Below are 25,009 nucleotides of genomic sequence, written 5' to 3'. Positions count from 1 at the left end.
GCCTGTGTGGTCATCCGGGCGGGATTGCCCGTCACCACCAATCTTGGCCATCAAACGGACTGGCGCAGCTCATATTTGATTAACATCTTGTTCAGTTTTCGCGCCAGACGGGTTTCTACGCATGGATTCAGGGGCTTGCCTGGCTGGCTGTGTCAGCGAACGAATACGATATTCGCCTGTAACGCGAATGAATCGCCGACATCCGGCTGGCGCGGGCAGCAGGCGAACGATCAGCAGAGGCCAGTGAGGACAATCGGTGCGCGCCGGGCAGACCATAATGGGCCCCAAACGCACCAACCGCCCGTCCCTGTCCCGGCAAGGGGGCAGGAGGCGGGCGGCCGTGTTGCGTCCGGTGAGGTTTTGACACCATTCCCTTCGGCTTCCCCTTTCTTTCGTCCGGGGCAGCACCACGGTGAGGCAGCGCTGGATCTTGGCGCCCTGGTCGCCGCCCTTGCGGACGGTTCAGTCTCTCCGGTTCGGTGAGCCCTTCAGCGCCGGCCCTTGCGGACTTTTGCCTTGGAACCTGACCTGAAATCCCTGCTCTTGCGAGCCTGTCTTCCCGGCCTGCCCGTTCAAAACCTGTTCTTTCGAACCTGCCTGTCCGGGCCATCCTCTCCGGCGATCCCCGGTCCTTTCGAACCGCTTCGGTCGCTGTCGATGACCAAAGTAAAGCAGGCCGGACCCGGCGCCGCAACGCATGGAAAGTGCGATTTCGTGGACAAGTTTTCGGGTTTGGTGGAAAACATTCCGAAATTTGTGGAAAAGCCGGTGAAAACTTTCAACAGCCTGTTTTCACGCCCTGATTAGCCTGGATGCGGACAAGAAAAAACCGGCGCGAACAGTGCCGCACCGGTTCTTTGCAGTTTCGGGACAAGGGCCGGCGCGCCACGTGGGCCCGGGACCACGCGCGGAGCTGCCCTTCGATCACGTGTCAGTCAGCAGGCATGGGAAGGACGGACGCGTCCGCGCGGGACACGTACCCTCACTCCCACCTCGTCCGTCATCCCCCTGCTTGTCAGGGGGACCTCACCCAACCGCTCGACTACCGTGACGAGGTCCCCCGGATGTCCGCTTCGCGGTCACCGGGGATGACGGTGGATGTTGTACGCCCGAGTCACCTGCAGATCAGCTGTGACCCAGGCGCCGCGCGCGGGGCTGTCCATAGATCGCTTGTCAGCCAGCAGGCCGTATCCACTTCTTCAGCTCAAGGGTGAAACCGCGAAGCGGCCGCCTTGCGGCCCTTGACCTGAAGAACCGGATGCGGCGGGATCTCGGCAAGCGGTTTATGGTGGGGTTTGCGCCAGGCGCGGGGACGTGAAGGGCACTAATAGTGCCTGTCCCGGAGCGTCCCAGCGTCTACGAGCTGCACTCGCCAACATTCACTCAAGGCGTCGCCTTCAACGAAGCATAAATCTCAGGAGCGTCAGCTTGGGCCAACAAGGCGACGCGGTCCACGAACACTCCTTGATCGACATACTCATCCAAATCTGAGCAGTCCGACGCGTACCAGAGGATCACTCGCTCGAATCGGGCACATGCCCGTTTCAAGAGTTTGACGAATTGGGTCTCGCTGGCTTCCTTGCCTTGAGACAATTCGCAATTGTATCGGCGGATACAATCATCCAGCTGGCCACTCAGACCGCCACGAACCGACCAAACTACATTCGACTCTCCGCCCAGCTCCCTCTGAACGGCATCAATCAATTCCATCGACAGACTTGTTAGATCAGGCACCTCAAATCCAGACATGTCGACGTCAAATCTGGGTTTGCTGAACGCGATAAGCTGTGACATGCGCGCCTCTCCCCGCCAAGTAAGCAGTTACCCACAACAACTACCAGCATCCAAAGAAAAAACCGGCGCGGACAGTGCCGCGCCGGTTCTTTGCAGTCGTTCTGGTCAGATCAGCGACTACTCCGCCGCCACGGCCGCCGGAGCGCCGAAGCGTCCGTAGAAGGTTTCGCCCTTCTCGGCCATTTCGACGAGGAGGTCCGGCACCGCGAACTGGTCGCCATAGGCGGCTTCCAGCTCTTTGGCGCGGGCCACGAAGGCCTTGGCGCCGATGGTGTCGATGTAGGACAGCGTGCCGCCGGTATAGGGCGCGAAACCCCATCCGAGGATCGAGCCGACATCGGCCTCGCGTGGATCCTGGACGATGTCCTCACCCATGCAACGCGCCGCTTCCAGCGCCTGGGCGTAGAGGATGCGGTCCTTGATCTCGTCGGCTGTCGGCTGCTCGTCGGCGTATTTGCCGCCGGGCGCAAACTGCTCCAGCTCGGGCCAGAGGCGCTTGGGCTGGCCCTTCTCGGCCGGATAGTCGTAGAAGCCCTTGGCGTTCTTGCGGCCAAAGCGCTCATATTCCTCGACCATCTTGAACAGGATCGGCTCGGTCTTGGACGGCTTGTGCGCGTCACCCAGATCGGCCTTGGTCTGCTTGATCAGCTTCACGCCGAGATCCAGCGCCACCTCGTCCTGAAGAGACAGCGGGCCGACCGGCATGCCGGCCATCCTGGCGGCATTTTCGATCAGGGCCGGCTTCACGCCCTCGGCGAGCAGGTTCATGCCCTCACCGATATAACGCATGACGCAACGGTTGGCGTAGAAGCCCCGCGTATCGGAGACGACGATCGGCGTCTTCTTGATCTTGGTGACAAAATCGATCGTGCGCGAGAGGGCATAATCGCCCGTCTTCTCGCCCATGATGATCTCGACCAGGTTCATCTTCTCGACCGGCGAGAAGAAGTGGATGCCGATGAAATTGTCCGGACGTTCCGAGGCCTTGGCCAGGTCGGTGATCGGGATGGAGGAGGTGTTAGAGCCGAACACGGCCGTAGTGCCGATCTGCTCTTCCGCCATCTTGGTGATCTTGGCCTTGAGTTCGGAATTCTCGAACACGGCCTCGACGACCAGATCGACATCCTTGATCAGGGTGTAATCGGTGGTCGGCGTGATCAGACCGCCCAGCTTGTCAGCCTTCTCTTCGCTCAGCTTGCCGCGGGCGACGCCCTTGGCGAAGTGGTCGGTGCAATGCTTCTTGCCCTTGTCGGCGCCCTCTTGTGTGGCGTCGATGAGAACAATCTCGATCCCGGCCTGGGCCGATACCGTGGCAATGCCCGCACCCATGAAACCGGCACCGATGATGGCGATCTTGTTGATCTCGCCCTTGTCCTGACCGGCCGGACGACGTCCGCCCTTGTCCAGGTCCTGCTTGGACAGGAAGATCGAGCGGATCATGTTGCGGCTTTCCGGGCGCAGCAAAAGCTTGGTGAAATACCGGCTCTCGATGCGGATCGCGGCGTCCATGCCCACCTGGCTGCCTTCATAGACGCATGACAGGATGTAGCGCTGGGCCGGGTAATTGCCATAGCTGGTCTTGCGCAGCATCGGCGAGGCAGCCCCGAACATCTGGCCACCGGCGGGGTGGTAGGGACCACCGCCCGGGAAGCGGAACTTGTCGCCATCCCAGGGCTGTTTGGCACCCTTGGGGTCTTCCTTGACCAGGCCCTTGGCCTTGGCGACCAGCTCGTCGAGCGGGGCCAGGGCATCAACAATGCCTTGCTGCTGGGCGGTCGCGGCGTCGAGCTGCTTGCCCTGCAAGAGGATCGGCGCGGCATTCATCAGGCCGACCAGGCGCGGCAGGCGCTGGGTGCCGCCACCGCCCGGCAGAACGCCGACCATGGCTTCCGGCAGGCCGAGCTTGGCCTTGGGATTGTCCGACGGCATGACCCGGTAATGGCAGGCCAGGGCAATCTCGAAGCCGCCGCCCAGGGCGAGACCATTGATCGCCGCGGCGATCGGCTTGCCGCAGGTTTCCAGGGCGCGGAAGGTCTTGTTGAGACGGAAGCATTGCTCGAACAGCTTCGTCTTCATTTCCTCTTCCGGCAGCTTGGCCAGCTCGGAGGAGGAGCTGCCCAATTCCGACAAATCGGCCCCGGCGCAGAACGCCGCCTTGCCCGAGGTGATGACCACGCCCTTGATGGCATCGTCACTGATGATCTTGTCGGTCAGCGCGTCGAAGTCATCCATGACCTCGGCCGAGATGACATTCATCGACTTGCCCGGGCTGTCAAAAGTGACCAGGGCAATGCCGTCGGTATCGATTTCGAGTGTGAAGTTTTTCATTGGAGCTCTCTCCTCAGTCCGCGACGTCGCAGTCAGAACGACCTGTCGCGGGGCAGTATTCAAATACATGGACGATCGGTATTCGGGTGTTGCACAAGACGAGATACAGCTCGGGATCTTGCTCCGAGGCACGATGGCTCCACACGCATTGTTCAATGAGCGTCAGCTCATCGGCGGATAGAGACCGGTCAAGATCCACCCGCCATGACGATGCAATGTCCTGCCAAATGACGCCTTCGGGCAAACCGTTCGCTTCGGCCATCAACCTTTCGTATCTGGCTCTTTGCGCAACGATCCGAGATTCGGAAACCTCAGCGCCTCCTGGCGCCGAAAGACGAGGTAGAGGCACCTCGTCCGACGACGAACAACCAGCCAGAGAGGCGAGCAATATCCCGAGCACAATTCGCAAGCTTAAACCCGCTCGATAATGGTCGCGGTGCCCATGCCGCCGCCGACGCAGAGCGTGGTCAGGGCAGTTTGCTTGCCCGTGCGCTCCAGCTCGTCGAGGACGGTGCCCAGGATCATCGCACCGGTCGCGCCCAGCGGGTGACCCATGGCGATCGAGCCACCATTCACATTCATGATGTCATGGTCGATCTCATAGGCCTGCATCAGGCGAAGCACGACAGCGGCGAAGGCCTCGTTGAGCTCCCACAGGTCGATATCGCCCGCTTCCATGCCGGCCTTTTTCAGGGCCTTGGCGGTGACCGGAACCGGACCCGTCAGCATGATGGTCGGCTCGGAACCGACCGAGGCCATCGAGCGGATACGCGCCCGCGGCTTGAGACCGGCGCGCTCGCCTGCCTCTTTCGAGCCGACGAGAACCATGGCCGAGCCATCAACGATACCCGAGGAATTGCCGCCCGTGTGGACCCAGTTGAGATACTCGATCTCGGGATAGCGCTGGGTGGCGACGGCCTCGAAGCCGACGAAGTCCGACATGTCCTTGAAGGCCGACTTCAGCGAGCCGAGGCCCTGCATGTCGGTACCCGGACGCATGTGCTCGTCATGGGCGAGGATGGTGGTGCCCAGCTGGTCCTTTACGGCGACGACCGACTTGGCGAAACGCCCCTCTTCCCAGGCGCGCGCGGCGCGCTTCTGGCTTTCCATCGCATAGGCGTCGACGTCATCGCGCGAGAAGCCGTATTTGGTGGCGATCAGGTCGGCCGAGACGCCCTGCGGCACGATGTAATTGTCGAAGGAGATTTCCGGGTCGACGCCCATGGCACCGCCATCGGATCCCATCGGCACGCGCGACATCGCTTCCACGCCGCCGCCAATGGCAAAGTCGGCCTCGCCGGACATCACCTTGGCCGCCGCGACATTGACCGCTTCCAGGCCCGAGGCGCAGAAACGATTGAGCTGGTAGCCGCCCGTGGTCTCGGCATAGCCGGCATTGATCACGGCGGAGCGCGCGATATTGGCGCCCTGCTCGCCGACCGGCGAGACGACACCCATGATCACGTCATCGACGAGCGCGGTGTCGAGATTATTGCGGTCACGGATCGCGGCGAGCTGCTGGGTGGCCAGCTGCAGCGCGGTGATCTCGTTGAGCGCTCCGTTCTTTTTCTTGCCGCGCGGCGTTCGCGTGGCGTCGAAGATATAGGCTTCTGTCATGGTCAGTTCCTTTCCCTTGGCGGGGTGGTTCCCTTTATCGACTCAAAACTCGGATGAAGACGCGGCACGGGACTAGTCATCCTCTTCCGCCTCGTCTTCGATCATGTGGTAGGCGACGGCGTGTTCGCCGCGCTCATTGAGGGCCTGGGCGATGCGCAGGCGTTCCTCCAATGGCTTGTTCTGCGAGAGCTTGGCCTTGCCCTCCAGGCGGTCAATCTCGAACTCGAAAGGCTGGATGGCCAGTTCCAGCATGGCCCGGCGTTTCTCTTCCAGATTGGTGATCCGCCACTCGCTTTCAAAGTCGGCGATCTGGGAGGACAGCGCCCGCTCGGCCTCAACACCCTCGAGCGGCACCAGCGAGCCAAAGGCGTGCACGGCGACATAATTCCAGGTCGGCACATTCTCGTCCGGCCGCGAATACCAGGTTGGTGAGACATAGGCATGCGGACCGGTAAACACCACCATCGCCTCCCTGCCCGCCTTGATGGCCTCGGATGCCGGATTGGCCATGGCGACATGGCCGATCAGGACCAGGCGCTCATCAGCCAGCTTGAAAGGGATATGCGTGGCGGCCAGATCAGGCTCGCCCGGGATGAGAAGCAGCCCGAAATCATACGAGCGCATCACCGCCCGCATCTCGCTCTCGTCGTCCATCTTGAAATGGGTGGGCGTGTACATCAGGCGCGTTTCCCGGAAACGAAGATGAGGGCGACAAGAAAAGCGACGCTGGGCGCCAGCAGGGTCAGCACCATCGGCACCAGCGAATAGAGCCGCAATTGCGCAAATTCGGCCGGATTTTCCCCGCCCATCAGGAGATGGGCCGGGATGGAGATCAGGATCGGCGCGGTGGCGATCACCCAATAGCCGATCAACGCCGCCAATACGCGTAGCCGCGAGCCAAGCAGAAACGACACTCCCAGCGCAAACAGGGTCGCGATCACCGGTGGCAGGGCCAGACCCAGCCAGTGCGGATAGCTCTCCAGCGCGAAACTCGCCCCGAACCAGATGCCCGAGCCCAGCCGCGCCGCCAGCACGGTACCGGCACCGCCAGCGAGAGCGGCGATGAGGAGGGAGCGCAGGGAATTGTCGCGGGCGGCGGTCATGCGCGTCTCCGGAATTTAGACAGCCAGCTTCCCAGCACGATCAGCCCAATCAGCAACAGCACGCTCAGCCCTGTCTCTCCGAACGAGAACATCACAGCACCGAAAGCACTATCCGGAGCGGCGCTGATCCAGTGCGGCAGCATGGCTCCAATGTAGCCAATGACTTGCAAGACGAAGACGACAATCAGGCCCGAGATGCCCCAGACAACGGTCCCGCTGCGCTTCAAAAGCGCGCCGACCAACAGGCACGCTAAGGCAACCAAAATCCCGCTGACAGCAAACTGCGCGTCCATGAGGGCCTGCATTGTACGCGGCTCGGACATGAAATCCGCGGGCAGAAAATTCACAAACGAGCTGAGAACACCCGACGCCAGGTCATAGGCCAGCAAAGGCGCCATGCCCGCGAGGACAGACAGCGCTTTGGGGCGGTTATCGACTGGCCCGGCAGATGTTGCTCGCTCACTCATCAACCTAAAGCGTCCTCGCGATCAGCAGCTTCATGATCTCGTTTGTCCCGCCATAGATCCGCTGGACGCGGCTGTCGGTCCACATGCGGGCGATCGGGTATTCGCTCATATAGCCATAGCCGCCATGCAGCTGGACGCATTCGTCCATGACCTCGTTCTGGGCTTCAGAGACCCAGTATTTGGCCATCGAGGCGGTGGCGGCGTCGAGCTCGCCCTTCATCAGGCGTTCCGAGCAATGATGGGTGAAGACCTCGGCCAGGGTCGCCTTGGTCTTGCACTCGGCGAGCTTGAACTGGGTGTTCTGGAATTTCAGGATCGGACGGCCAAAGGCCTCGCGCTCCTTGGTGTAGTTGATGGTCTCGTGCAGGGCACGTTTCATGGCGCCGACACCCTGGACGGCGATCTGCAGGCGTTCCTGGGGCAATTGCTGCATAAGCTGGATGAAGCCCTGACCCTCTTCCTGACCAAGAAGCGCGTCAGCGGGAACCCAGACATCCTCGAAAAAGAGCTCGGCCGTGTCCTGGGCCTTCATGCCGACCTTGTCGAGGAGGCGACCGCGACGGAAACCCTCGACCTTGTCGGTCTCGACCATCAGGAGGGAGACGCCGTCATAGCCCTTCTCCGGGTCGGTCTTGGCCACAACGATGATAAAATTGGCCGAGCCGCCATTGGTGATGAAGGTCTTCTGGCCGTTGATGCGATAGCCATTGCCGTCCTTGATCGCCGTCGTCTTGACGCTCTGCAGGTCCGAGCCGGTGCCCGGCTCCGACATGGCGATGGCGCCGATCAGCTCGCCGGAAATCATCCGCGGCAGGACGGACTTGCGCTGCTCGTCCGAGCCGTAATGCGTCACGTAAGGCGCGATGATGGAATTGTGCAGGCCGACGCCCCAGCCGGCGGCGCCGATCTCGGCACCGGCGGTGTGGAAGACGTATTCATGGCCCCAATCGCCGCCGGCTCCGCCGAATTCTTCCGGAACGGAGGGACAAAGGATCCCCGCTTCACCGGCCTTGGTCCAGATCTCGCGATCGACCATGCCCTGCTTTTCCCATTTGGCGGCATTGGGCACGCATTCCTTCGCCATGAAGGCGCGGACGGTGTCCTCGAACATGCGGACGTCCTCGCGTTCGAGGAAGGCCGGGCGTGGCACGTTGAGTGGATCCTGGAACATGAAACGTCCTCCCCAGACGTATCTCGTGGATGGGCCAGACCGCGAGATTGCGGGCGCCCCTTATCAACCGGAATAGTGTGGCGGGCCGTTCTCATTCTCCGGAACGGTCCCGCCAAATTCGTCGTCAGTCTGTGCCTAGAAAGCCTCCGCTTCCAGCGCCATCATCGAGTCCGCACCGGCCTCGACCTTGGCCAGGTGCATCGCCGCTTCCGGGACCCAGCGGTCGAGAAAATAGCGGCCCGTCGTCAGCTTGTTGGCATAGATCGGATCGGTCTCGCCGGCGGCAATCTTGGCCGAGGCAACCTTGGCCATCTTGGCCCACATATAGGTCAGCGAGGTCAGGCCGAAGAGGCTGAGGTAGTCGTGGCTGCCGGCGCCGGCATGGTCGAAGTTTTCCAGCGCATTGTTCATCAGCCAGTCGGTGGCCTGCTTGAGCTTGGCCTTGGTGTCGGCGACGGCCTGCACGAAGGGCTGGGTTTCGTCATTGCCGCCCTCGGCGACAAAAGCGTCCAGCTCGGCAAAGAAGGTGGTGATCGGACGCATGCCATTCATCGCCAGCTTGCGGCCGACCAGGTCGAGCGCCTGGATGCCATTGGTGCCTTCATAGATCAGGGTGATGCGGGCATCACGCAGGAGCTGGGAGGCGCCCCACTCCTCGGTGAAGCCGGAGCCGCCATGGATCTGCAGGCCGGACGAGACCATGTCATAGCCCTTGCCGGTCAGATAACCCTTCACGATCGGGGTCAGCAGCGCCATGTAGTCGCCGGCCTTCTCGCGCATCGCCGGGTCGGAGGCCTTTTCCTCGAGGTCGCCTTGCAGGGCGGTCCACAGGGCAAAGCAACGGGCCGCCTCGACGAAGGACTTCTGGTCCATCAACATGCGGCGCACGTCCGGGTGGACGATGATCGGATCGGCCGGGCCGTCCTGGTTCTTCGGTCCGGTCAGCGAGCGACCCTGCAGGCGGTCCTTCGCGAAGCCGAGCGATTGCTGATAAGCGGCCTCGGCCAGGGCATAGCCCTGCAGGCCGACACCCAGACGGGCCTCATTCATCATGATAAACATGATCTTGAGGCCCTTGTTCTCGTCACCGACGAGCCAGCCGGTCGCCTCGTCATAGTCCATGACGCAGGTGGCATTTCCGTGGATGCCCATCTTGTGCTCGAGGCCGCCACATTTGAGGGAATTGCGGACGCCCGGGTCGCCATTTTCGTCGGGAATGTGCTTGGGCACGACGAATAGCGAGATACCCTTCACGCCTTCCGGCGCACCCTCGATACGAGCGAGGACGAGGTGGATGATGTTCTCCGCCATGTCGTGCTCGCCGGAGGAGATCCAGATCTTCTGGCCGGTGATCTTGTAGGACCCGTCGGCCTGCGGCACGGCTTTCGTACGCAAGAGGCCGAGATCGGTGCCGCAATGCGGCTCGGTCAGGTTCATTGTCCCGCCCCACTGGCAGGAAATCATCTTGGGCAGATAAAGCGCCTTCTGCTCGTCCGACCCGCCGGTCGCCAGTGCGGCCGCAGCACCTAGCGTCAGACCCGGATACATGCCGAACGCCATGTTGGCCGAGGACACCATCTCGTTGAAGGCAAGGTTGAGCACATGCGGCAGGCCCTGGCCGCCATAGGTCGGGTCCGAGGACAGCGCCGTCCAGCCGCCTTCCGACATTTGCTTGAAGGCATCCTTCCAGCCGGTCGGCGTCTTCACATTGCCATCGGCGTCGCGCGTACAGCCTTCTTCATCGCCGACCTTGGAGATCGGGGCGAGCACGCCCTCACAGAATTTGGCACCTTCCTCGAGAATGGCGTCGACCGTGTCGGCATCGGCATCGGCGAAACCGGGCAGATCGCCATACTGGGCGATATTGAGCACGTCATGCAGGACAAAACGCTGGTCACGAACCGGGGCGCGATACGGGGTGGTCATGATGAATCTCCGGGGAGCGGGATGTGGAATGAGTGTGTTTTGGATTCGGGTCAGAAACGGCGCGTCGGGGCTCAGCCCGGCGACAGGCCGCTCCAGTCTTCGAGTCGGGCACTGGCCAGGGCCTCGAAGGCGCGGGCGCGACGACGGACATCGTCCGGCGGGGTCCGGTCTTCCAGGCGCTCGCGCATCCAGTCGAGGCCAGCCTCGAGCTCGGCCAGGGCGCGGGCCACGTCTTCACGCTGCTGCTGCAACACTGTGATGCGATGTTCGAAGCGCTTGATCGCAGGCTCCAGCCGTTCGCGACCGCCGCGGTCGATGGCCTGCAGATCAAGGATTTCCTTGATCTCGTCGAGGGCGAACCCGACCCGCTTGCCGCGCAGGATCAGCTCGATCCGGGCCCGGTCTTCGGCGGTATAGACCCGCGCCGCACCGCGGCGCAGCGGATGGATCATGCCCTTCTGTTCGTAGAAACGCAGGGTTCGAGGCGTGATCTCGAACTCGTGGGCGAGCTCGCGAATGGTGAATTCGGCATCGGGTGCGACAGGCTTGATCATGGGCGAAGAGTGCTCACGAAGTGACGCGAACGTCAACGTCAAAGATATGACGCCCGCAATACAGGACCCACAACAGGTGGACCCGATGAGGCCACGCCTGCCGGTACCGCCGAGAGGAAATCCGGACCGGCGCCGGCCACACCGCCTTTACCCCTTCACTTGTTCCGGCCGACGCGGCACAGTCCGGCTCATGTTGCGCCACCTTGTTTTGCCCGCCCTCGCCCTCGCCCTTCCCGGCCTGCCTGCTCACGCGATGATTCAGGCGGGAGAGCCCGATCCGGGCTTCTCCATCCTCGCTCAACCGACCGGCATTACCGAACCGATGCCGCAAGACAGTGGCCCTGACACCCGCAACGAGGACTACACCGTCATCGGCCCTCACCTGACCCGCGACGCCTATCTGGCACTGCGCGGCAGTGAGGATAGCCGTGTGTTGCGAACCCGCTGGCGGATTGAACGCACGACACTGGACGGAACAGTGCTGGGCAGCGAACAGCGCGAGATCGTGATTGGCGACGGCTATGTCACCGAAACCGGCACCGCCGAACGGGTGATCCAGGACTTCGCCACCTCGCGCACCCTGACCCGCACACCGGCGCTCGACGGGCCGGTCATGCGCAACGAACCCTTCGTCTCCCACGTGCACCGGCAGATGAACACATTCGCCTACTACACCGAGGGCGGCACACTGGACGCGGTGACCGGACCGGGCGGCACATCCTTTGACCGCTTCTGGATCGAGGCCGCGATGGGCGTGCGACTGGCCGAAGCCGGCCTGGTCGCCACCACGGCCGAGGACGGCACCGTGGAATTGCGCCGGTCCGCCGACGGCGAGCCGGTCTTCAGCCATCTCGACGACGGGCTGGGCGCGGGGCGACAGGCCGCGCTCTTCCGCGGCTGGCTTCAACACACGGTTCCAGTTCACCCCGACGCCCTCGCCACGCTGACCGACGCGGCAGGCTTGCCCGAACGCTTCAGCTTCCTGGTCTACAGCCCGTCCAGCCCGGACGGCCGGCGCGAGACCTGGACCCGGCTGAGCAGCCATGAAGACGAGGCCAGCTTCCCCTGGCCGGATGGCCTGGCACCGGCCCGCGCCGACAGCTACCAGATTGACGATCCGGCCATCCGCCTCTTGCTGCAGACCGGCCTCGATGCCGCCGCCCAACCTTCCGCGGCCCCGACCGAGGCTGAGTTCCTGGCGGCCGCCGATGCCGCGCAACGCCGCGCCGATCCGGCCGGAGCTTATCTCGCCCTTTATCAGACATCCCACCATCAGGGCCCGTGCGGCAGCGACACCCCCTCGCCGGTCTGCAACCGGATGAGCCAGGTCACCGCAGCCGGGATCGGCAACACCGCCTTTGAGACCCTGATGACGGGTATCAGCCAGATGCAGGCCGACCGGGTGTCTGCGGTGACCATCTTGAGTGAGCACCTACATCGTGACGGGCTGGAGGGCGCGGCGGCCAACCTGCTCGCCGCCCAGGCACTCGCGGTCCTGCGCAATTCCCAGCCCGAGGTGCTGCCGGACCTGAACCTGCCCGCCCTGTTCGCGACCAGCGCCCGCAATGACCCCTTCGCACCGATGACCTTCTGGCATGGCGGTCGCTATGTTGCGAGCCGGGGTGATGTCGAGACGGCTTGGCTGCTGTTTGACATCGCCCGCGCGCTACCCGCCTCCCGATCGCTGCCGCCGTCGCTCGAAACCACGGCGATGAGTGAACAGCTGGAAACACTGGCGCCCGGCTTCTTCGTCCGGGTCGGGGACGCCCCGGTGGACGCACCCGCGGTTGAGGAAGCCGACGCCAATGTGGACGCGGACACCAACACCGACGAAAACTGAGTCCGGACACCGGCTTATCCACAGATTTTACCCGCCATTAACCGAGTCAGAGCCTTGTTCAGACTCAGGTTTTGGCGCCTGCGCGCGCTGATCTGAGATTTGGTGTGGAAACACTACATATTGGGTCCCCACCCTTGGTTTACACAATATTAACCACGGAATAGCCTTCCGCAGGTTAGGCTGAGCGAGCGAATCAAATGTCGTCTATGGGTAACCCTTGGAGCGTGAAAGGGATTGATCCCCGCGCCCGGGCGAGAGCCAAGACGGCCGCGCGCAAGGAGGGCATGACCCTCGGCGAATGGCTCAACCGCGTCATCCTGGAAGACAATGATCCCTCCTCGCCGCAATGGGACGACGCGCTGGAAGCCTTTCCCGGCTTTGGCAGCGAGCCTGGCCTGAGCGAGGACGAGGACCGTCTGCTGCGCGCCATGGTCAATCGCCTGTCGGAACGCGTCGAAAGCAGCGAACAGATGTCGGCACGCACGCTCGGCGGCATCGACAAGGCGATCACCCAACTGGCCGAGAAGATCACCCGGACCAGCGAACGGACCACGTCCCAGCTGGAAACCGCACGCGAGAGCATTGACCGGGTCAAGAAGGCCCAGGATGCGCTCGGCGAACGCGTTCACTCGATCGAGACGTCCGGCGGACGGGGTGCCTCACCAGAAACGGTGAAGGCGGTCGAGACCACCATCATGAAGCTGGCCCGGCGACTGTATGAACACGAGAATGACACCGCTGCTCGCGTTCATGAGGTTGGCGACGACACCAAGCGCCTCGCGGAAGGCCTCGAGACTCGCCTCGCCCGCCTGGAGAACCGGGCCGAGGATTTCAGCGATCTCAACAAGAAACGCGAAGACCGCACCAGCGAAACCCTGGCCGGCCTGCACACCTCCACCGAGATGCTCAAGGCCCGGATCGAGGGCTCCGAGCGGGTCACCAATGATGCGGCCCGCCTGCTGGAGACATCCTTTACCCGCCTCGACGACCGCTTGCGCCAGCTCGAGACCCGTAACTCCTCCGACACCGTCGAACTGGAACGCCGCTTCGAGCGCCTGACCGATGATGTCGCTCGCACCATCGCCGACACCCGCAACCAGGTCAGCCAAGCCCTCAACAAGGCCGCCGCCGAGCCGCGCGTCGACCGGCTCGAGGACGCGCTGGCCAAGGCGCTCGACCGGATCGACACCGCCGAACGCCGCCAGGGCGACAACATGGCCCGCCTCGGCGAGGAGATCACCAAGCTCGCCGGCGCCATAGACCGCCGCCTGACCGAGAGCGAGCGCCGCTCGACCCAGGCCCTTCGCGAAAACCAGTCCGAGCAGAAACTCGACCGCCGCCTCGACGAAGTCCGACAGGAACACAAGGACTCCATGAAGCGCATGGGCGAGGAGGTCACCCGCCTCGGCCGCGCGCTCGGTGATCGCATCGTGAAGTCCGAACAACGCGCCAGCGCCGTTGTCGAAACCGCGACCGACCGCATGGCCCAGATGATGGATCGGCTGGAGCAGTCCGACCGGGAAGACACCCTGGACGACCGCCTCCGACAGTCCGAGGAGCGTACGGCGCAGCGCATCGAAGACGCACTGACCGGCGTCAAGGACCGGATGAGTGCGGTCCGGGCAGAAACAGAACAGGCCCTGTCACCGGTCCAACGCGCCATGTCGGCCCTGGCCGATCGACTCGAGGCCATTGAGGAGCGCGGCAAGGAGGCCGGTGCCAAGGCCGAGGGCGACACAAAGGGCAAAGTCGACACGCCGACCGCACCGAAGGCAACACCGGCCGCTGCCGCCGCTGCGGCAGACGAGATTGATTTCGACACTCCGCTCTCTCCGCCGCCGCAAGCGGAAACCCCGTCAGGCGGCTTCCAGATTGACGGTGACGACCCTTTCCTGGCCGAGGCCAGCCCCGCTGCACCGCTGGCCAGCAAACCTGCCGCCCAGGCCGCGGTGGCGGCAGCCGCACCGATCCTGCGTGAACAGACCGAACCGCGACCCGCCCCGGTTGCGGCACCGGCGCCAACCCAGGCGGCCGCTCTGGCGCGCGGTCCGATCCAGCCTCCCGCCCAGCCGGTCCGCCCCCAGCGCCCGGGCGCGACGGCCGATGCCGATTTCCTTGCTGCCGCCCGAGAACGCACCCGCGTCGGAATGCAAGGCCATCCGTCCGACGACGGGACCCGCCGATCATCACAATCCGGTCTCGGTCGATCCTTGCTTTACGCGCTCCCGGTTGTCGCCCTGGTCATGCTGTCCGGAGCCGGCGCCTTGTTGATCTGGGAAGCCTGGCAGGGAGATGGCGAGCGCGTCGCTGCCGATGCTGCAGCCGAACGCAGCTTCGTCGCCCAGGTTGAAGCCGACCTTTCGGGAACGGACGCCGCAACGACCACCAGCCCCGCCACCACACCGGAGCCCTCGGGCACACCGGACCCAGCTGACACAGCTACCGCGTCGCCTCCGGTTGACCCCGGCCGGTCGTCGGCGCCGGCCGAAAGCCGCTTGGCCCAAGCCTCACCAGAGGCCGGCGCGACCCGGGCGCCAGCCAACCAGGTCGCCGATGCCAGTGGCAGCAGCCTTCCGGCATCATCGACAGGGCGCGAGGCCACCGCCCCTGCAACATCGCCCCGCTCGCCGGACGCCGCCCCTCGCAATTCCACGCCCGACACCCGCACCGGCCCGGCCCGTACGACGCTGGAAAGTGCCGCCGCCGACGGCAATCCGGTCGCCCGCTATCAGCTCGGAGTCCGAGCGCTCGATGCCGGCGACGCCGAAACCGCCGCCATTCTCCTGCGCCGCGCCGCCGAACAGGGCGTACCCGCCGCCCAATACCGCTACGGCAAATTGCTGGAGACCGGCGAAGGAACCGAGATCAATCTCGAAGATGCGCGCCGCTGGACCGAACGCGCCGCCAATGCCGGTCACCGTCGGGCCATGCACAATCTCGGTGTGATGTACTATTATGGCAGCGGCGCCGCACAAAACATGGAAACCGCGGCGCGCTGGTTCCAGGAGGCTGCCCTGCTCGGTCTGCGCGATTCCCAGTTCAATCTGGCGCTGCTCTATGAGACCGGCGACGGCGTGCCGCTGAGCCTGCCCGACGCCTACGCCTGGTTCACGATTGCCGCCAGCGACAGCGACCCGACCGCCAGCGAACGTGCTGCAACGCTCGCCGAAATGATCGAGCCGGCAGCCCTCCAAGCCGCTCGCGCGACTGCAGCGGGCTTCACCCCCCGCCCGATCGACGCTGAAGCGAACGGACTTTACTCCGGGCTTCCTTGGGAGCGCGTTGCGACGACGGACATGGCGACAGTCCGCCGGGCCCAGGGTTTCCTCTCGGTGTTGGGGTATGGTCCCGGACCGATCGACGGAGAAATCGGCGGCCGCACCCGCGACGCCATCATGCAGTTCGAGGCAGACCAGGGCCTGCCCCGCACCGGACGTGTCGATGCTGTTCTCGTTGAACGGCTCGAGCGCGCCGCTGCGGGTTGATCGGCGGTGCAGATCTACCTCCCGATCGCGGAAATTTCAGTCAACATATTCCTATTGCTTGGGCTGGGCCTCGGCGTCGGCTTTCTGTCAGGCATGTTCGGGGTCGGCGGCGGTTTCCTGATGACGCCGCTGCTCTTCTTCATCGGCGTGCCGCCGGCTGTCGCCGTGTCGACGGAAGCCAACCAGATCGTCGCCTCCTCGGCCTCCGGCGCACTCGCTCACTGGAAACGCAGGACCCTCGATATCAAGATGGGCCTGCTGCTGCTTGTGGGAGGCTCGGCGGGCTCGATATTCGGCGTCCAGTTGTTCGCCTTCCTGCGGAGCCTGGGCCAGATCGACCTCATCATTTCGCTGAGCTATGTCAGCTTCCTCGGCATTGTCGGCGGGCTGATGTTCGTGGAAAGCGCCCGTTCCATTCTCAAGCGCAATGACCCAACGGCCTCGCGGGCCCGGACCGGACACCGCAAGCGCGGCTGGATCGACAAACTTCCATTCAAGATGCGCTTTCCGGCATCGGGTCTGTACATCTCTGTCATCCCGCCGGTCCTGATCGGCTTCTTTGTCGGCACACTCGCGGCGATCATGGGCGTCGGTGGCGGCTTCGTCATGGTGCCGGCGATGATCTACATCCTGCGCATGCCGACCAATGTCGTGGTCGGCACCTCGCTGTTCCAGATCCTGTTTGTCACGGCGCTGACCACTTTCCTGCAGGCGACACAAAACCAGACCGTCGACATTGTGCTCGCCGTGCTGCTCATCATTGGTGGCGTGATCGGGGCTCAGCTGGGCGCCCGCGCCGGTCGCAACGTGAAGGCGGAAGAGCTTCGGGCCCTGCTGGCGATGATGGTCCTCGCCGTCTGCCTGAAGCTGGGCTGGGACCTGGTTGCCCAGCCGTCCGACCTGTTCGTGGTTCTGCCGCGCGGTGGGGAGGGACATTAGATGCTGACCGGCCTGATCCTCGGCCTGGCCCTGCAGGTCCAGCCCCAGATTACAACCGAGGCGCCCGGAATTGTCGCCGCCCTGACCCATGAAACCGTTGAGATCCGTGAGGATTTCGCCGGCATGGAGCTGGTGCTCTATGGCGCCACCCGAGGCATGACGATCCAGGATGAGGTGGTGGTGGTGCTGCGCGGCCCGGGTCGCGAATTGCGGGTGATGGAAAAGGCCCGCAGTTTCGGCATCTGGATCAACTCCGCCCCGCGAGAATTTGCCGACATTCCCAGCTACTATGCGATCGCGACCTCCTTGCCATTGACGGATATCGCCACGCCCGAACAGCTCGCCGGCAGCGGCATCGGCTTGACCGCGACCCTGGAGAGCCATGCCGATGCGGCTGCCCCGGTTCCAGGCAGCGACCCACTCGACCCTTATCTGGCCGCCATTGCCCGCGCCGGACATCGCGACAATGTTTATGCTGAGGCCCAGCGCGGTGTTGAAATTCTCGATGGCGGCCTGTTCCGCGCCACGATTGCCCTGCCGCCCCTGACACCGGTCGGAGATTATGTCGCCGAGGTCTACCTGTTCCGAGGCGGTCGTCCGGTCGCCAGCCGCTCGACCAGCCTGCGCGTCGAAAAAGCCGGTATCGAACGCCTCGTCTATGAATTCGCCCACGACCGACCGATGATCTATGGCCTGTTCTGCGTCTTCATCGCGATGATTGCCGGTTATGCGGCCAATCTGGCCTTTAGCAGGCGCTGACCTTTCCCGCCGGCCTTCGGCGCCTAGCTTTGTCCCCATGACGCATGTCCAACGCCTTCCCGGAACACCGCTGTGGCTCGGCCTTGCCGGCTGGCTGCCCTTCTGGATACCCGTCGGCCTGACCGCGCAAGCGGCAATGTCCGGCCGGAGTGCAGCCGCCGAGGCGGCATTGTTCCTCGTCTATGCCGCCATCATTCTTGGCTTTCTGGGTGGTGTCAGATGGGGCCAGGCGCTGTCCGACGAAAACAGCACAGCCACCACCTACACGCTGTCGATTCTCTCCAGTCTGGCCGGCCTCGCCGCGACGCTGCTGGTTTGGGCCGGGGCCCCGCTGACCGGCTTTGCCCTGGTGCTGGCCAGCCTGTTCCTGCATTGGCGCTGGGATGCCCGCTCGGCCCGGCAGGGTGTTCTGCCCGCCTGGTACGGTCGCCTGCGCAGCATCCTGACCCTTGGCGCCTGCGCCGCAGCGATTGCCATGATGGTGCTTTATCCGCTGACCACCTGACGCAGAGCCCGACCCGACCGCCATGCCATGCCTTGCCAGGGATTATCGGCGCCGGTCCGGGACGCAGGATTTCGCGGCCACTGGAATGACTCGGTTGCGGCCCATAACCAGGGCGTCGGGACTCTCGCCGAAACACCGTGCAAAGGCCGGGTCGCAGATGTTCAGCCCTCCGGTATAAGCCCCGAAGGCGGGCATGATCAGGCGTGATCCATCGGTCGCAAAACATCGCGCCCGTACCGAGCGACCCTTGCCCCGCACCTTGGCTACCGGGTGCAGATGGCCGGCGACTTCGCCGGGTGCCGCGCCTCCGGTGGGCTCGTGACGCAGGACGAGGCGGCCCAGTTCCAGCATGTGCTGCACCTCACCACCAAACTGCGGCGGCGGGGCCGGATCATGATTACCCTCTATCCAGACCCAGCGACCGGCATCAGCCACCAGCGCCATCAGTCGTGCGGCATCGTCACCGTCCATGCGGCGGTCGGCGAGCGTGTCATGAAAACTGTCGCCCAGAGCGATGACCGTTTCCGGTTCGTGACGGTCGATGGCGGCAACAAGGCGGCGCAAGGTGGTGCGGGTGTCGTAGGGCGGCAGCATCTGGCCGCCCATCCCGTAGGACGATCCCTTCTCGAAATGCAGGTCCGAAACGATCAACGCGCCAAAGCCGGGCAGGAAAAGCACGCCGTCAGCGTCGGCAATGGCAGCGTGTCCGGCAAGCTGGAAGGCGAAATCGGCAGGCCGGTCAGTCAAGCCGGACGGCCTCTGCGATGAGATCCTCGGCGGCGTCTTCCAGGATACTGTCATGACCCTCGCCATAAACCGCTTCCTTGCCGATCTCCAGCATGACCGGCACGGCGAGCGGCGAAATGCGGTCGAGGCAGACATGGCTGATCCGGTCCTTCACCCGGCTCAGGGCCTCACCCAGGCGCCGGATGTCCAGCAGGCCCGAAGCCGCATCATGCCAGGCGGCGCGCAGCAGCACATGCTCCGGCTCGTGCTCGCGCAGCACATCATAGATGAGGTCGGTCGAGAAGGTGACCTGGCGGCCGGTTTTTTCCAGGCCGGGGAAACGGCGCTCGATCAGGCCGGCGATGACCGCACAATTGCGGAAAGTGCGTTTCATCAACTGGCTTTCCGCCAGCCAGGCGTCGAGGTCATCGCCCATCATGTCTTCGTCGAACAGGCGGTCAAAATCGACCTCGGACAGATCGCGCAGCCCCCAGACCGACAGGGCGTATTCATTGGCGACAAAGCCCATCGGCTGCAGGCCCATGCGCTCCAGTCGGCGGGTCAGCAACATGCCCAGCGTCTGGTGCGCCAGTCGCCCCTCGAACGGGTAGCAGACCAGATAATGCCGCCCCGCTCGCGGGAAGGTCTCGACCAGCAGGCCGTGGGCATCAGGCAAGCGCGAGCGGGTCGCCTGCAGCGACAGCCAGTGGCGGACCTGTGCCGGCAAATCATCCCAGCGCTCCGGATCCTGGACCAGGTCGCGGACCCGTTCGGCGAGATAGGTCGACAAAGGAAACTTGCCACCCTGATAGGACGGGATTTTCGGATCGGCATCGGCGGCGCGCGTGACCCGGGCCTGCATCTCCTCGATGCCAACGAAGCGCAAGACCTGGCCGGCAAAAACAAAGGTGTCGCCGGGGCTGAGCTGTTCGACGAACCATTCCTCGATCTGGCCCAGGCGGTGGCCACCGCGACCACGCGCCGAAACCACCACGTCCAGCATCGGCGCCTCGACAATCGTTCCGACATTCATCCGGTAGCGCTGGGCGATCTGCGGCGTGCGCGCCTGCCAGACCCCGTCCCGGCGACGGACGAGGCGACGGAACCGTTCATAGGTGTTGAGCGCGTAGCCACCCGTCGCGGTGAAGTCGAGCAGACGATCGAAGGTCGCCCGATCAAGATGGGCGTAGGGCGTCGCGCTGCGGATTTCGTCGAACAGGGCATCGGCGTGGAAGCCGTCACCGCAGCCGCGGCCCATGATGTGCTGGGCAAGAACATCCAGCGTTCCGGCCCCCAGCGGCTCACCATCGAGCGCGTTCTCCGCGACAGCCTCCCGAGCCGCCTGGCACTCGAGATGCTCGAACCGGTTGGTGGGTGCCAGCAGGGCCCTGGAGGGGGCGTCAAGACGGTGGTTGGAACGGCCGAGGCGCTGGATCAGCCGTGATGACCCTTTCGGCGCGCCCATCTGCACCACAAGATCGACATCACCCCAGTCGATACCCAGATCGAGCGTCGAGGTGCACACAACCGCCTTGAGGCGCCCCTCGGCCATCGCCTTTTCCACCTTGCGGCGTTGCTCCGGCGACAGCGATCCATGATGGAGGGCAATCGGCAGGTTGGCATCGTTGAGGGCCCACAGTGCCTGGAAGGTCAGCTCGGCCTGGGAGCGTGTATTGACGAAAACCAGCGCCATTTTCGCCGCCTTGATGCGCGCATACACGTCGCCCAAGGCATGCCGGCCCGAGTGCCCTGCCCACGGAATGCGGTCGGTCGGGTCGAGGATCTCGACTTCCGGGCGGGCACCGGCGGCGCCCCGGATGATCCGCGCGAACCGGTCGCCACCAACTGGTTGGGTCACCAGCCAGCGCGCAAGGCCGCCTTCATCGGCGACGGTCGCAGACAGGCCGGCCCGGGTCGCCTTCGGGGCCCAGGTCTGGATAGTCGCCAGGTCGAGCGCCAGCAGATCGCCCCGCTTCTGCGGTGCCAACGCATGGATTTCATCTATGATGATCCGCTTCAAATCGCGGAAGAACGCACCGGCATTGGCGGTTGCGCAAAACAGCGCCAACTGTTCTGGCGTGGTCAATAATATGTCAGGCGGACTGGCCCGTTGGCGTTGCCGCTTGGATGCCGAGGTGTCGCCGGTGCGCGTTTCGATGCGGACGTCCAGCCCGAGTTCCTCTACCGGCATCATCAGATTGCGGGCGACATCGACCGAGAGCGCCTTGAGCGGCGACACATACAGCGTGTGCAAGGCATGCGGGCGGGACGACGGGCCCTGCCGTTCAATGCGCTCTGCCAGGTCGATCAGGCTGGGCAGGAACCCACCCAGTGTCTTGCCGCCCCCGGTTGGCGCTACAAGCAGCGCATCCTCTCCTGCCCGGGCCGCCGCGATCATGTCGAGCTGGTGTGAGCGGGCAGACCAGCCGCGGGTCGCGAACCAGTCAGCAAAGCGTTCGGGAAGGGCATCGGCGGCCAGGCGTGTCGGCATGTCTCGCTTCCGGCGCCTGTCCCGGCGCGCTTTGTCATTGCAGGGGGGATGACTGCACCAAGCGTCCCCCTGCCAGTTGTGCCCCGGTTTCGCCATGCTTGTGGCCGAATTAGACATTAGCGAGGGAAACTGGCTCATGGTCAACGCCGTCATTGAACGGTTTCAACGGCTTGATGCCGCGTTCAGTGAGCGCGCCAGCAAGGGTGAGCGCCTGTACGGTCGCTTCTCTGCCCTCGCCTGCATTTCCGGCGATGAAACCCCCGAAACCCTGGTCGACCGAAGCCTTGGCATCCGCGACCGGATGAATGAGGGCTTGGGCACCTGGCGTTCTCCCGGCCGGGCAATGCGTCTGGTGTTCTCCGCGGCGCTGGCGGCATCCGACCGGTCGGCCGAAACTTTTTTCGCGGTCCGTCGCGCGCTCAACGAGCGTCGGCAGGAGCGCGGCGCGCGCATGCTCAGCCATGGCGGATCCTGCGCCGCCCTGGCCCTGGTGGTTGCCGGTGGTGATAGCAGCCAGGCCGACAATTTCTTCGACATTCTCGACGAGATCGCCTTGCCCTGGTGGAACCGGATACCCGCCCGCGAGGACGTGCTGGCAGCGACATTTGCGGCGACCGGTGAGACACCGGAAGATGCGCGGCGCAAGCTGGACCGGTCTCGCCTGGCGCTTCGCTCGGCCGGTGTCCCGGGCCATCATGTCGAACGGGCGGCCCAGGAGATTTGTCTGCGTCCGGTCAATGGTGGCGAACTTGCGGCCGCCTGGACCAGTTTGAACACCGCCGTGCGCGGACGTCCCGTGCTGCGTCACGGCGTTGGCCGGACCGGGCTGGCCGTGCTCGCCTCGCGAGGCCGTGGGCCGGAGACGGCCGACATGCTCGTTTCGAGTTTCGAGGCGGTGCGGGCACTGCGACCCCGGCCATCCGGACCCGTCGCCGCCCGACTGGCCATGCGATTGACCCAGGCCCAGACCGGATCCAGTGAACCACACGCCGCGGCGCGCGACCTGGCCGCCATCCTTGCGGCCCAAGCCGCCATCATCGCCGTCGTCGCCGGTTCCACGGCGGCAGTCGCAGCGGCGTCCTGACCGGGCGTGACGCCCGGCGGGGTTCGCGCTAGAACTCGATACGGCCGATCCGGGCCGGATGCGAACGGGATGCGCGCGTGCCCTTCAGTCAACTCAGTTCCGATCATATCGTGTCCACGCTGGAACGCCTGGCGGAGCGGGTCAGTGACCGTTTCCCGACCGCTAGCCTGAACCATGTGATCAAGGAGCTGACCGGTCTGGCGAAGCGCGACCGTCGGCGGACCCAACGCCTGTCGCGTCCCTATCTGTTCCTGCGGAGCGGTATTTTTCTCGCTGTCGGGCTGGCATTGGTCGGCCTCCTCTATGTCGGTGAGCGTGTGTTCAACTGGGCCCAGGCGAGCGGGACCTCGGCCGATGTCTTCACGGTGTTCGAAGGGGTAGAGGCGGGACTCAACATCGTCATCCTCACCGCCGTCGCCATATTCACGCTGACCCGGGTCGAGGAACGTCTCAAACGCTCGCTGGCCCTGGACGACCTGCACGAATTGCGCTCGGTCGCCCATGTCATCGACATGCATCAGCTGACCAAGGACCCGACTGCGCTTTTGAGGCTGGGTCCGAGCACCACGTCCTCACCCATGCGGACGATGAACGAATTCGAGCTCGGCCGCTATCTCGACTATTGCGCCGAAACGCTCAGCCTTGCCGGCAAGGTCGCCGCGCTCTACGCGCAGAGTTCCCGCGACCCGGTGGTGATCGCCGCGGTCAACGACATCGAAAGCCTGACATCGAACATGTCGGCGAAGATCTGGCAGAAGATCGAGATCGTTCGGGCGGCGCAACCTCCTGCGCCGGTCACCAGGGCGGATTGACCATATCCGGCTTTCCCTCGCGCGCGGAAAGCTGCTAGGGAGCGGTTCAGAATCAAACGCCCAGGGGGGAACCCATGAATCCCGACGATCTCATGAATCCACAGACGCTCGCCACTCTCGTCGAGACCGCGATCGCCGCCAGTACGAATGTGGTTCTGGCTGCCATCATTCTCATCATCGGCCTTCTCATCGCCGGCTCGGTCCGCAAGGCCATCCGCAATGCGGTGACCCGGAGCGAGCGGGTCGACAACACGCTCGGAGCCTTCTTCGGGTCGCTGGCCTATTACGGCATCATGGCGATGGTCGTCATCGCAATGCTTGGCACGTTCGGCATTCCCACGACCAGCTTCGTCGCCACCCTGGGTGCCGCCTCGCTGGCCATCGGTCTGGCACTGCAGGGCACATTGTCCAATCTGGCCGCCGGCGTGATGCTGATCCTGTTCCGTCCCTATCGCCTGGGCGAGTTCGTCGAAGTGGCCGGCACGTCCGGTGTCGTCAAGGAGATCACCCTTTTCACCACCGTGCTCGCGACCGGCGACAACAAGAAGATCATCATTCCCAATTCCAAGTCCTGGGGCGATACGATCACCAATTATTCCGCCAATCCGACCCGCCGCGTCGATCTGACCTTCTCGATCGATTATGGCGACGATATCGGCAAGGCCATGCAGGTGATCCAGAACACGATCGGCGCCGACGAACGGGTTCACAGCGATCCGGCGATTTTCACCGCAGTCGCGGCCCACGGCGAGTCATCGGTCGATATCGTCACCCGCGTCTGGTGCAATTCCGGCGACTATTGGGGCGTGCATTTCGACGCCATGAAGAACGTCAAGGAAGCCTTCGATGCCAACGGCATCTCCATTCCCTATCCACACCGGGTCAATATCGCCCGCAAGGCTTGAGCCGGGCAGCAATCGGGGTTTCGGCCCCGATTGCGCCGCAATTCGGGGTAAGCTGACGTCATGACAGACCGAGACACATCGAATGACCAATCCGCCGGTGACCGGACCTTCGTCCAGCGCCTGATCCGGGTTGGCTCGACCGACATCATCCGGGTTGTGGTGCTGTGCGTCATTGCCGGCTTCATCCTGGCGGCATTCCACGTGAATCCACGACGCCTGTGGGTCGACTTCTTCGGCACGATCGCCGAATCCTGGGGCCGCTTCATCGACTTTCTGACCCATTCGGTTGGCTGGGCGATCGAGTATTTCCTGCTGGGTGCCATCCTCGTCATCCCGATCTGGATTGTCTTCCGCGTCCTCGGTGCCCTGCGCCGCCGCTGACCCGACTGCCTCCAGCTGGCCGGTCGTGATTTGTTAACCAACTTCCTTTGCCGGTTGGCAAGGAAGGCTTGCTACAGCTGGCTTATGACAGCGAGCGCACCTACCCTGCCCGTGACGGCGAA

22 protein-coding genes are annotated in these 25,009 nt (G+C 64.1%); 10 read left to right on the top strand and 12 right to left on the bottom strand.

All coding sequences use genetic code 11. The features are described 5' to 3' along the window. The first annotated feature begins 516 nt into the window (after nucleotides 1-516). The gene (locus VOI18_RS09130) at nucleotides 517-807 is read left to right on the top strand and encodes a hypothetical protein (protein ID WP_323762093.1); all 291 of its coding nucleotides are present in this window, start codon (nucleotides 517-519) and stop codon (nucleotides 805-807) included. A 576-nt stretch (nucleotides 808-1,383) separates the two neighbouring features. Here the strand turns inward: VOI18_RS09130 and VOI18_RS09125 are convergent. The 10 genes from VOI18_RS09125 to VOI18_RS09080 all read right to left on the bottom strand — a co-directional run bounded on the left by VOI18_RS09125 (nucleotide 1,384) and on the right by VOI18_RS09080 (nucleotide 10,960). After that, entirely contained in the window at nucleotides 1,384-1,794 is a 411-nt protein-coding gene (locus VOI18_RS09125) for a hypothetical protein (protein ID WP_323762092.1), read from the bottom strand. Between the two features lie 117 nt (nucleotides 1,795-1,911). Beyond that, on the bottom strand, nucleotides 1,912-4,122 hold the full coding sequence (locus tag VOI18_RS09120; RefSeq protein ID WP_323762091.1) for a 3-hydroxyacyl-CoA dehydrogenase NAD-binding domain-containing protein: 2,211 nt from the start codon (nucleotides 4,120-4,122) through the stop codon (nucleotides 1,912-1,914). Nucleotides 4,123-4,135: 13 nt separating this feature from the next. Beyond that, nucleotides 4,136-4,384, bottom strand: a complete 249-nt coding sequence (locus tag VOI18_RS09115; protein WP_323762090.1) for a hypothetical protein — start codon at nucleotides 4,382-4,384, stop codon at nucleotides 4,136-4,138. Between the two features lie 149 nt (nucleotides 4,385-4,533). Continuing rightward, a complete protein-coding gene (locus VOI18_RS09110; RefSeq protein WP_011642482.1) occupies nucleotides 4,534-5,739 on the bottom strand; it encodes an acetyl-CoA C-acetyltransferase in 1,206 nt (401 codons plus the stop codon). Nucleotides 5,740-5,811: 72 nt separating this feature from the next. Continuing rightward, nucleotides 5,812-6,417 carry an FMN-binding negative transcriptional regulator gene (locus VOI18_RS09105; RefSeq protein ID WP_323762089.1) on the bottom strand — a complete coding sequence of 202 codons (606 nt, stop codon included), beginning with the start codon at nucleotides 6,415-6,417 and terminating at the stop codon, nucleotides 5,812-5,814. Beyond that, the gene (locus tag VOI18_RS09100; protein WP_323762088.1) at nucleotides 6,417-6,842 is read right to left on the bottom strand and encodes a hypothetical protein; all 426 of its coding nucleotides are present in this window, start codon (nucleotides 6,840-6,842) and stop codon (nucleotides 6,417-6,419) included. Before VOI18_RS09100 ends, VOI18_RS09105 begins: the two co-directional genes overlap by 1 nt. Further along, nucleotides 6,839-7,309, bottom strand: a complete 471-nt coding sequence (locus VOI18_RS09095) for a hypothetical protein (RefSeq protein WP_323762087.1) — start codon at nucleotides 7,307-7,309, stop codon at nucleotides 6,839-6,841. Before VOI18_RS09095 ends, VOI18_RS09100 begins: the two co-directional genes overlap by 4 nt. Nucleotides 7,310-7,313: 4 nt before the next feature. After that, entirely contained in the window at nucleotides 7,314-8,480 is a 1,167-nt protein-coding gene (locus VOI18_RS09090; RefSeq protein ID WP_323762086.1) for an acyl-CoA dehydrogenase family protein, read from the bottom strand. Between the two features lie 135 nt (nucleotides 8,481-8,615). After that, nucleotides 8,616-10,406 carry an acyl-CoA dehydrogenase C-terminal domain-containing protein gene (locus VOI18_RS09085; RefSeq protein ID WP_323762085.1) on the bottom strand — a complete coding sequence of 597 codons (1,791 nt, stop codon included), beginning with the start codon at nucleotides 10,404-10,406 and terminating at the stop codon, nucleotides 8,616-8,618. Between the two features lie 71 nt (nucleotides 10,407-10,477). After that, nucleotides 10,478-10,960 carry a MerR family DNA-binding transcriptional regulator gene (locus VOI18_RS09080; protein WP_323762084.1) on the bottom strand — a complete coding sequence of 161 codons (483 nt, stop codon included), beginning with the start codon at nucleotides 10,958-10,960 and terminating at the stop codon, nucleotides 10,478-10,480. Nucleotides 10,961-11,150: 190 nt separating this feature from the next. Here VOI18_RS09080 and VOI18_RS09075 point away from each other — a divergent pair, with 190 nt between their 5' ends. From VOI18_RS09075 to VOI18_RS09055, 5 genes are all read left to right on the top strand, one after another. Beyond that, the gene (locus tag VOI18_RS09075; RefSeq protein ID WP_323762083.1) at nucleotides 11,151-12,800 is read left to right on the top strand and encodes a hypothetical protein; all 1,650 of its coding nucleotides are present in this window, start codon (nucleotides 11,151-11,153) and stop codon (nucleotides 12,798-12,800) included. 284 nt (nucleotides 12,801-13,084) lie between these two features. Beyond that, nucleotides 13,085-16,285 (top strand): peptidoglycan-binding protein, encoded by a 3,201-nt coding sequence (locus VOI18_RS09070; RefSeq protein ID WP_323762082.1) that lies wholly within the window; start codon nucleotides 13,085-13,087, stop codon nucleotides 16,283-16,285. Between the two features lie 6 nt (nucleotides 16,286-16,291). Continuing rightward, nucleotides 16,292-17,224, top strand: coding sequence for a sulfite exporter TauE/SafE family protein (locus VOI18_RS09065; protein WP_323762081.1), 933 nt, complete (start codon nucleotides 16,292-16,294; stop codon nucleotides 17,222-17,224). Beyond that, nucleotides 17,225-17,983: a TIGR02186 family protein gene (locus tag VOI18_RS09060; protein ID WP_323762080.1), complete on the top strand. Its 759-nt coding sequence runs from the start codon at nucleotides 17,225-17,227 to the stop codon at nucleotides 17,981-17,983. Nucleotides 17,984-18,020: 37 nt separating this feature from the next. Continuing rightward, nucleotides 18,021-18,488, top strand: coding sequence for a DUF3429 domain-containing protein (locus tag VOI18_RS09055; protein WP_323762079.1), 468 nt, complete (start codon nucleotides 18,021-18,023; stop codon nucleotides 18,486-18,488). 42 nt (nucleotides 18,489-18,530) lie between these two features. Here VOI18_RS09055 and pdeM read toward each other — a convergent pair whose 3' ends face one another. Together pdeM and VOI18_RS09045 are read right to left on the bottom strand one after the other, a co-directional pair. Further along, entirely contained in the window at nucleotides 18,531-19,235 is a 705-nt protein-coding gene (gene pdeM / locus VOI18_RS09050) for a ligase-associated DNA damage response endonuclease PdeM (RefSeq protein ID WP_323762078.1), read from the bottom strand. Continuing rightward, entirely contained in the window at nucleotides 19,228-21,705 is a 2,478-nt protein-coding gene (locus VOI18_RS09045) for a ligase-associated DNA damage response DEXH box helicase (RefSeq protein WP_323762077.1), read from the bottom strand. The genes pdeM and VOI18_RS09045 overlap by 8 nt, the downstream gene beginning before the upstream one ends. Before the next feature lie 136 nt (nucleotides 21,706-21,841). Here VOI18_RS09045 and VOI18_RS09040 point away from each other — a divergent pair, with 136 nt between their 5' ends. The 4 genes from VOI18_RS09040 (at nucleotide 21,842) to VOI18_RS09025 (ending at nucleotide 24,887) form a co-directional block, all read left to right on the top strand. Continuing rightward, entirely contained in the window at nucleotides 21,842-22,789 is a 948-nt protein-coding gene (locus VOI18_RS09040) for a hypothetical protein (RefSeq protein ID WP_323762076.1), read from the top strand. 77 nt (nucleotides 22,790-22,866) lie between these two features. Then, entirely contained in the window at nucleotides 22,867-23,601 is a 735-nt protein-coding gene (locus tag VOI18_RS09035) for a hypothetical protein (RefSeq protein WP_323762075.1), read from the top strand. 74 nt (nucleotides 23,602-23,675) lie between these two features. Next, nucleotides 23,676-24,506 (top strand): mechanosensitive ion channel family protein, encoded by an 831-nt coding sequence (locus tag VOI18_RS09030; protein ID WP_323762074.1) that lies wholly within the window; start codon nucleotides 23,676-23,678, stop codon nucleotides 24,504-24,506. A 60-nt stretch (nucleotides 24,507-24,566) separates the two neighbouring features. Next, entirely contained in the window at nucleotides 24,567-24,887 is a 321-nt protein-coding gene (locus tag VOI18_RS09025) for a DUF6460 domain-containing protein (RefSeq protein ID WP_323762073.1), read from the top strand. Nucleotides 24,888-25,009 lie beyond the last annotated feature (122 nt).

The organism is Maricaulis sp. (assembly GCF_034670125.1).
Taxonomy (GTDB): domain Bacteria; phylum Pseudomonadota; class Alphaproteobacteria; order Caulobacterales; family Maricaulaceae; genus Maricaulis.
Note: the sequence above shows the minus strand (reverse complement) of the source record. Positions and strands in the feature narration are given on the sequence as shown.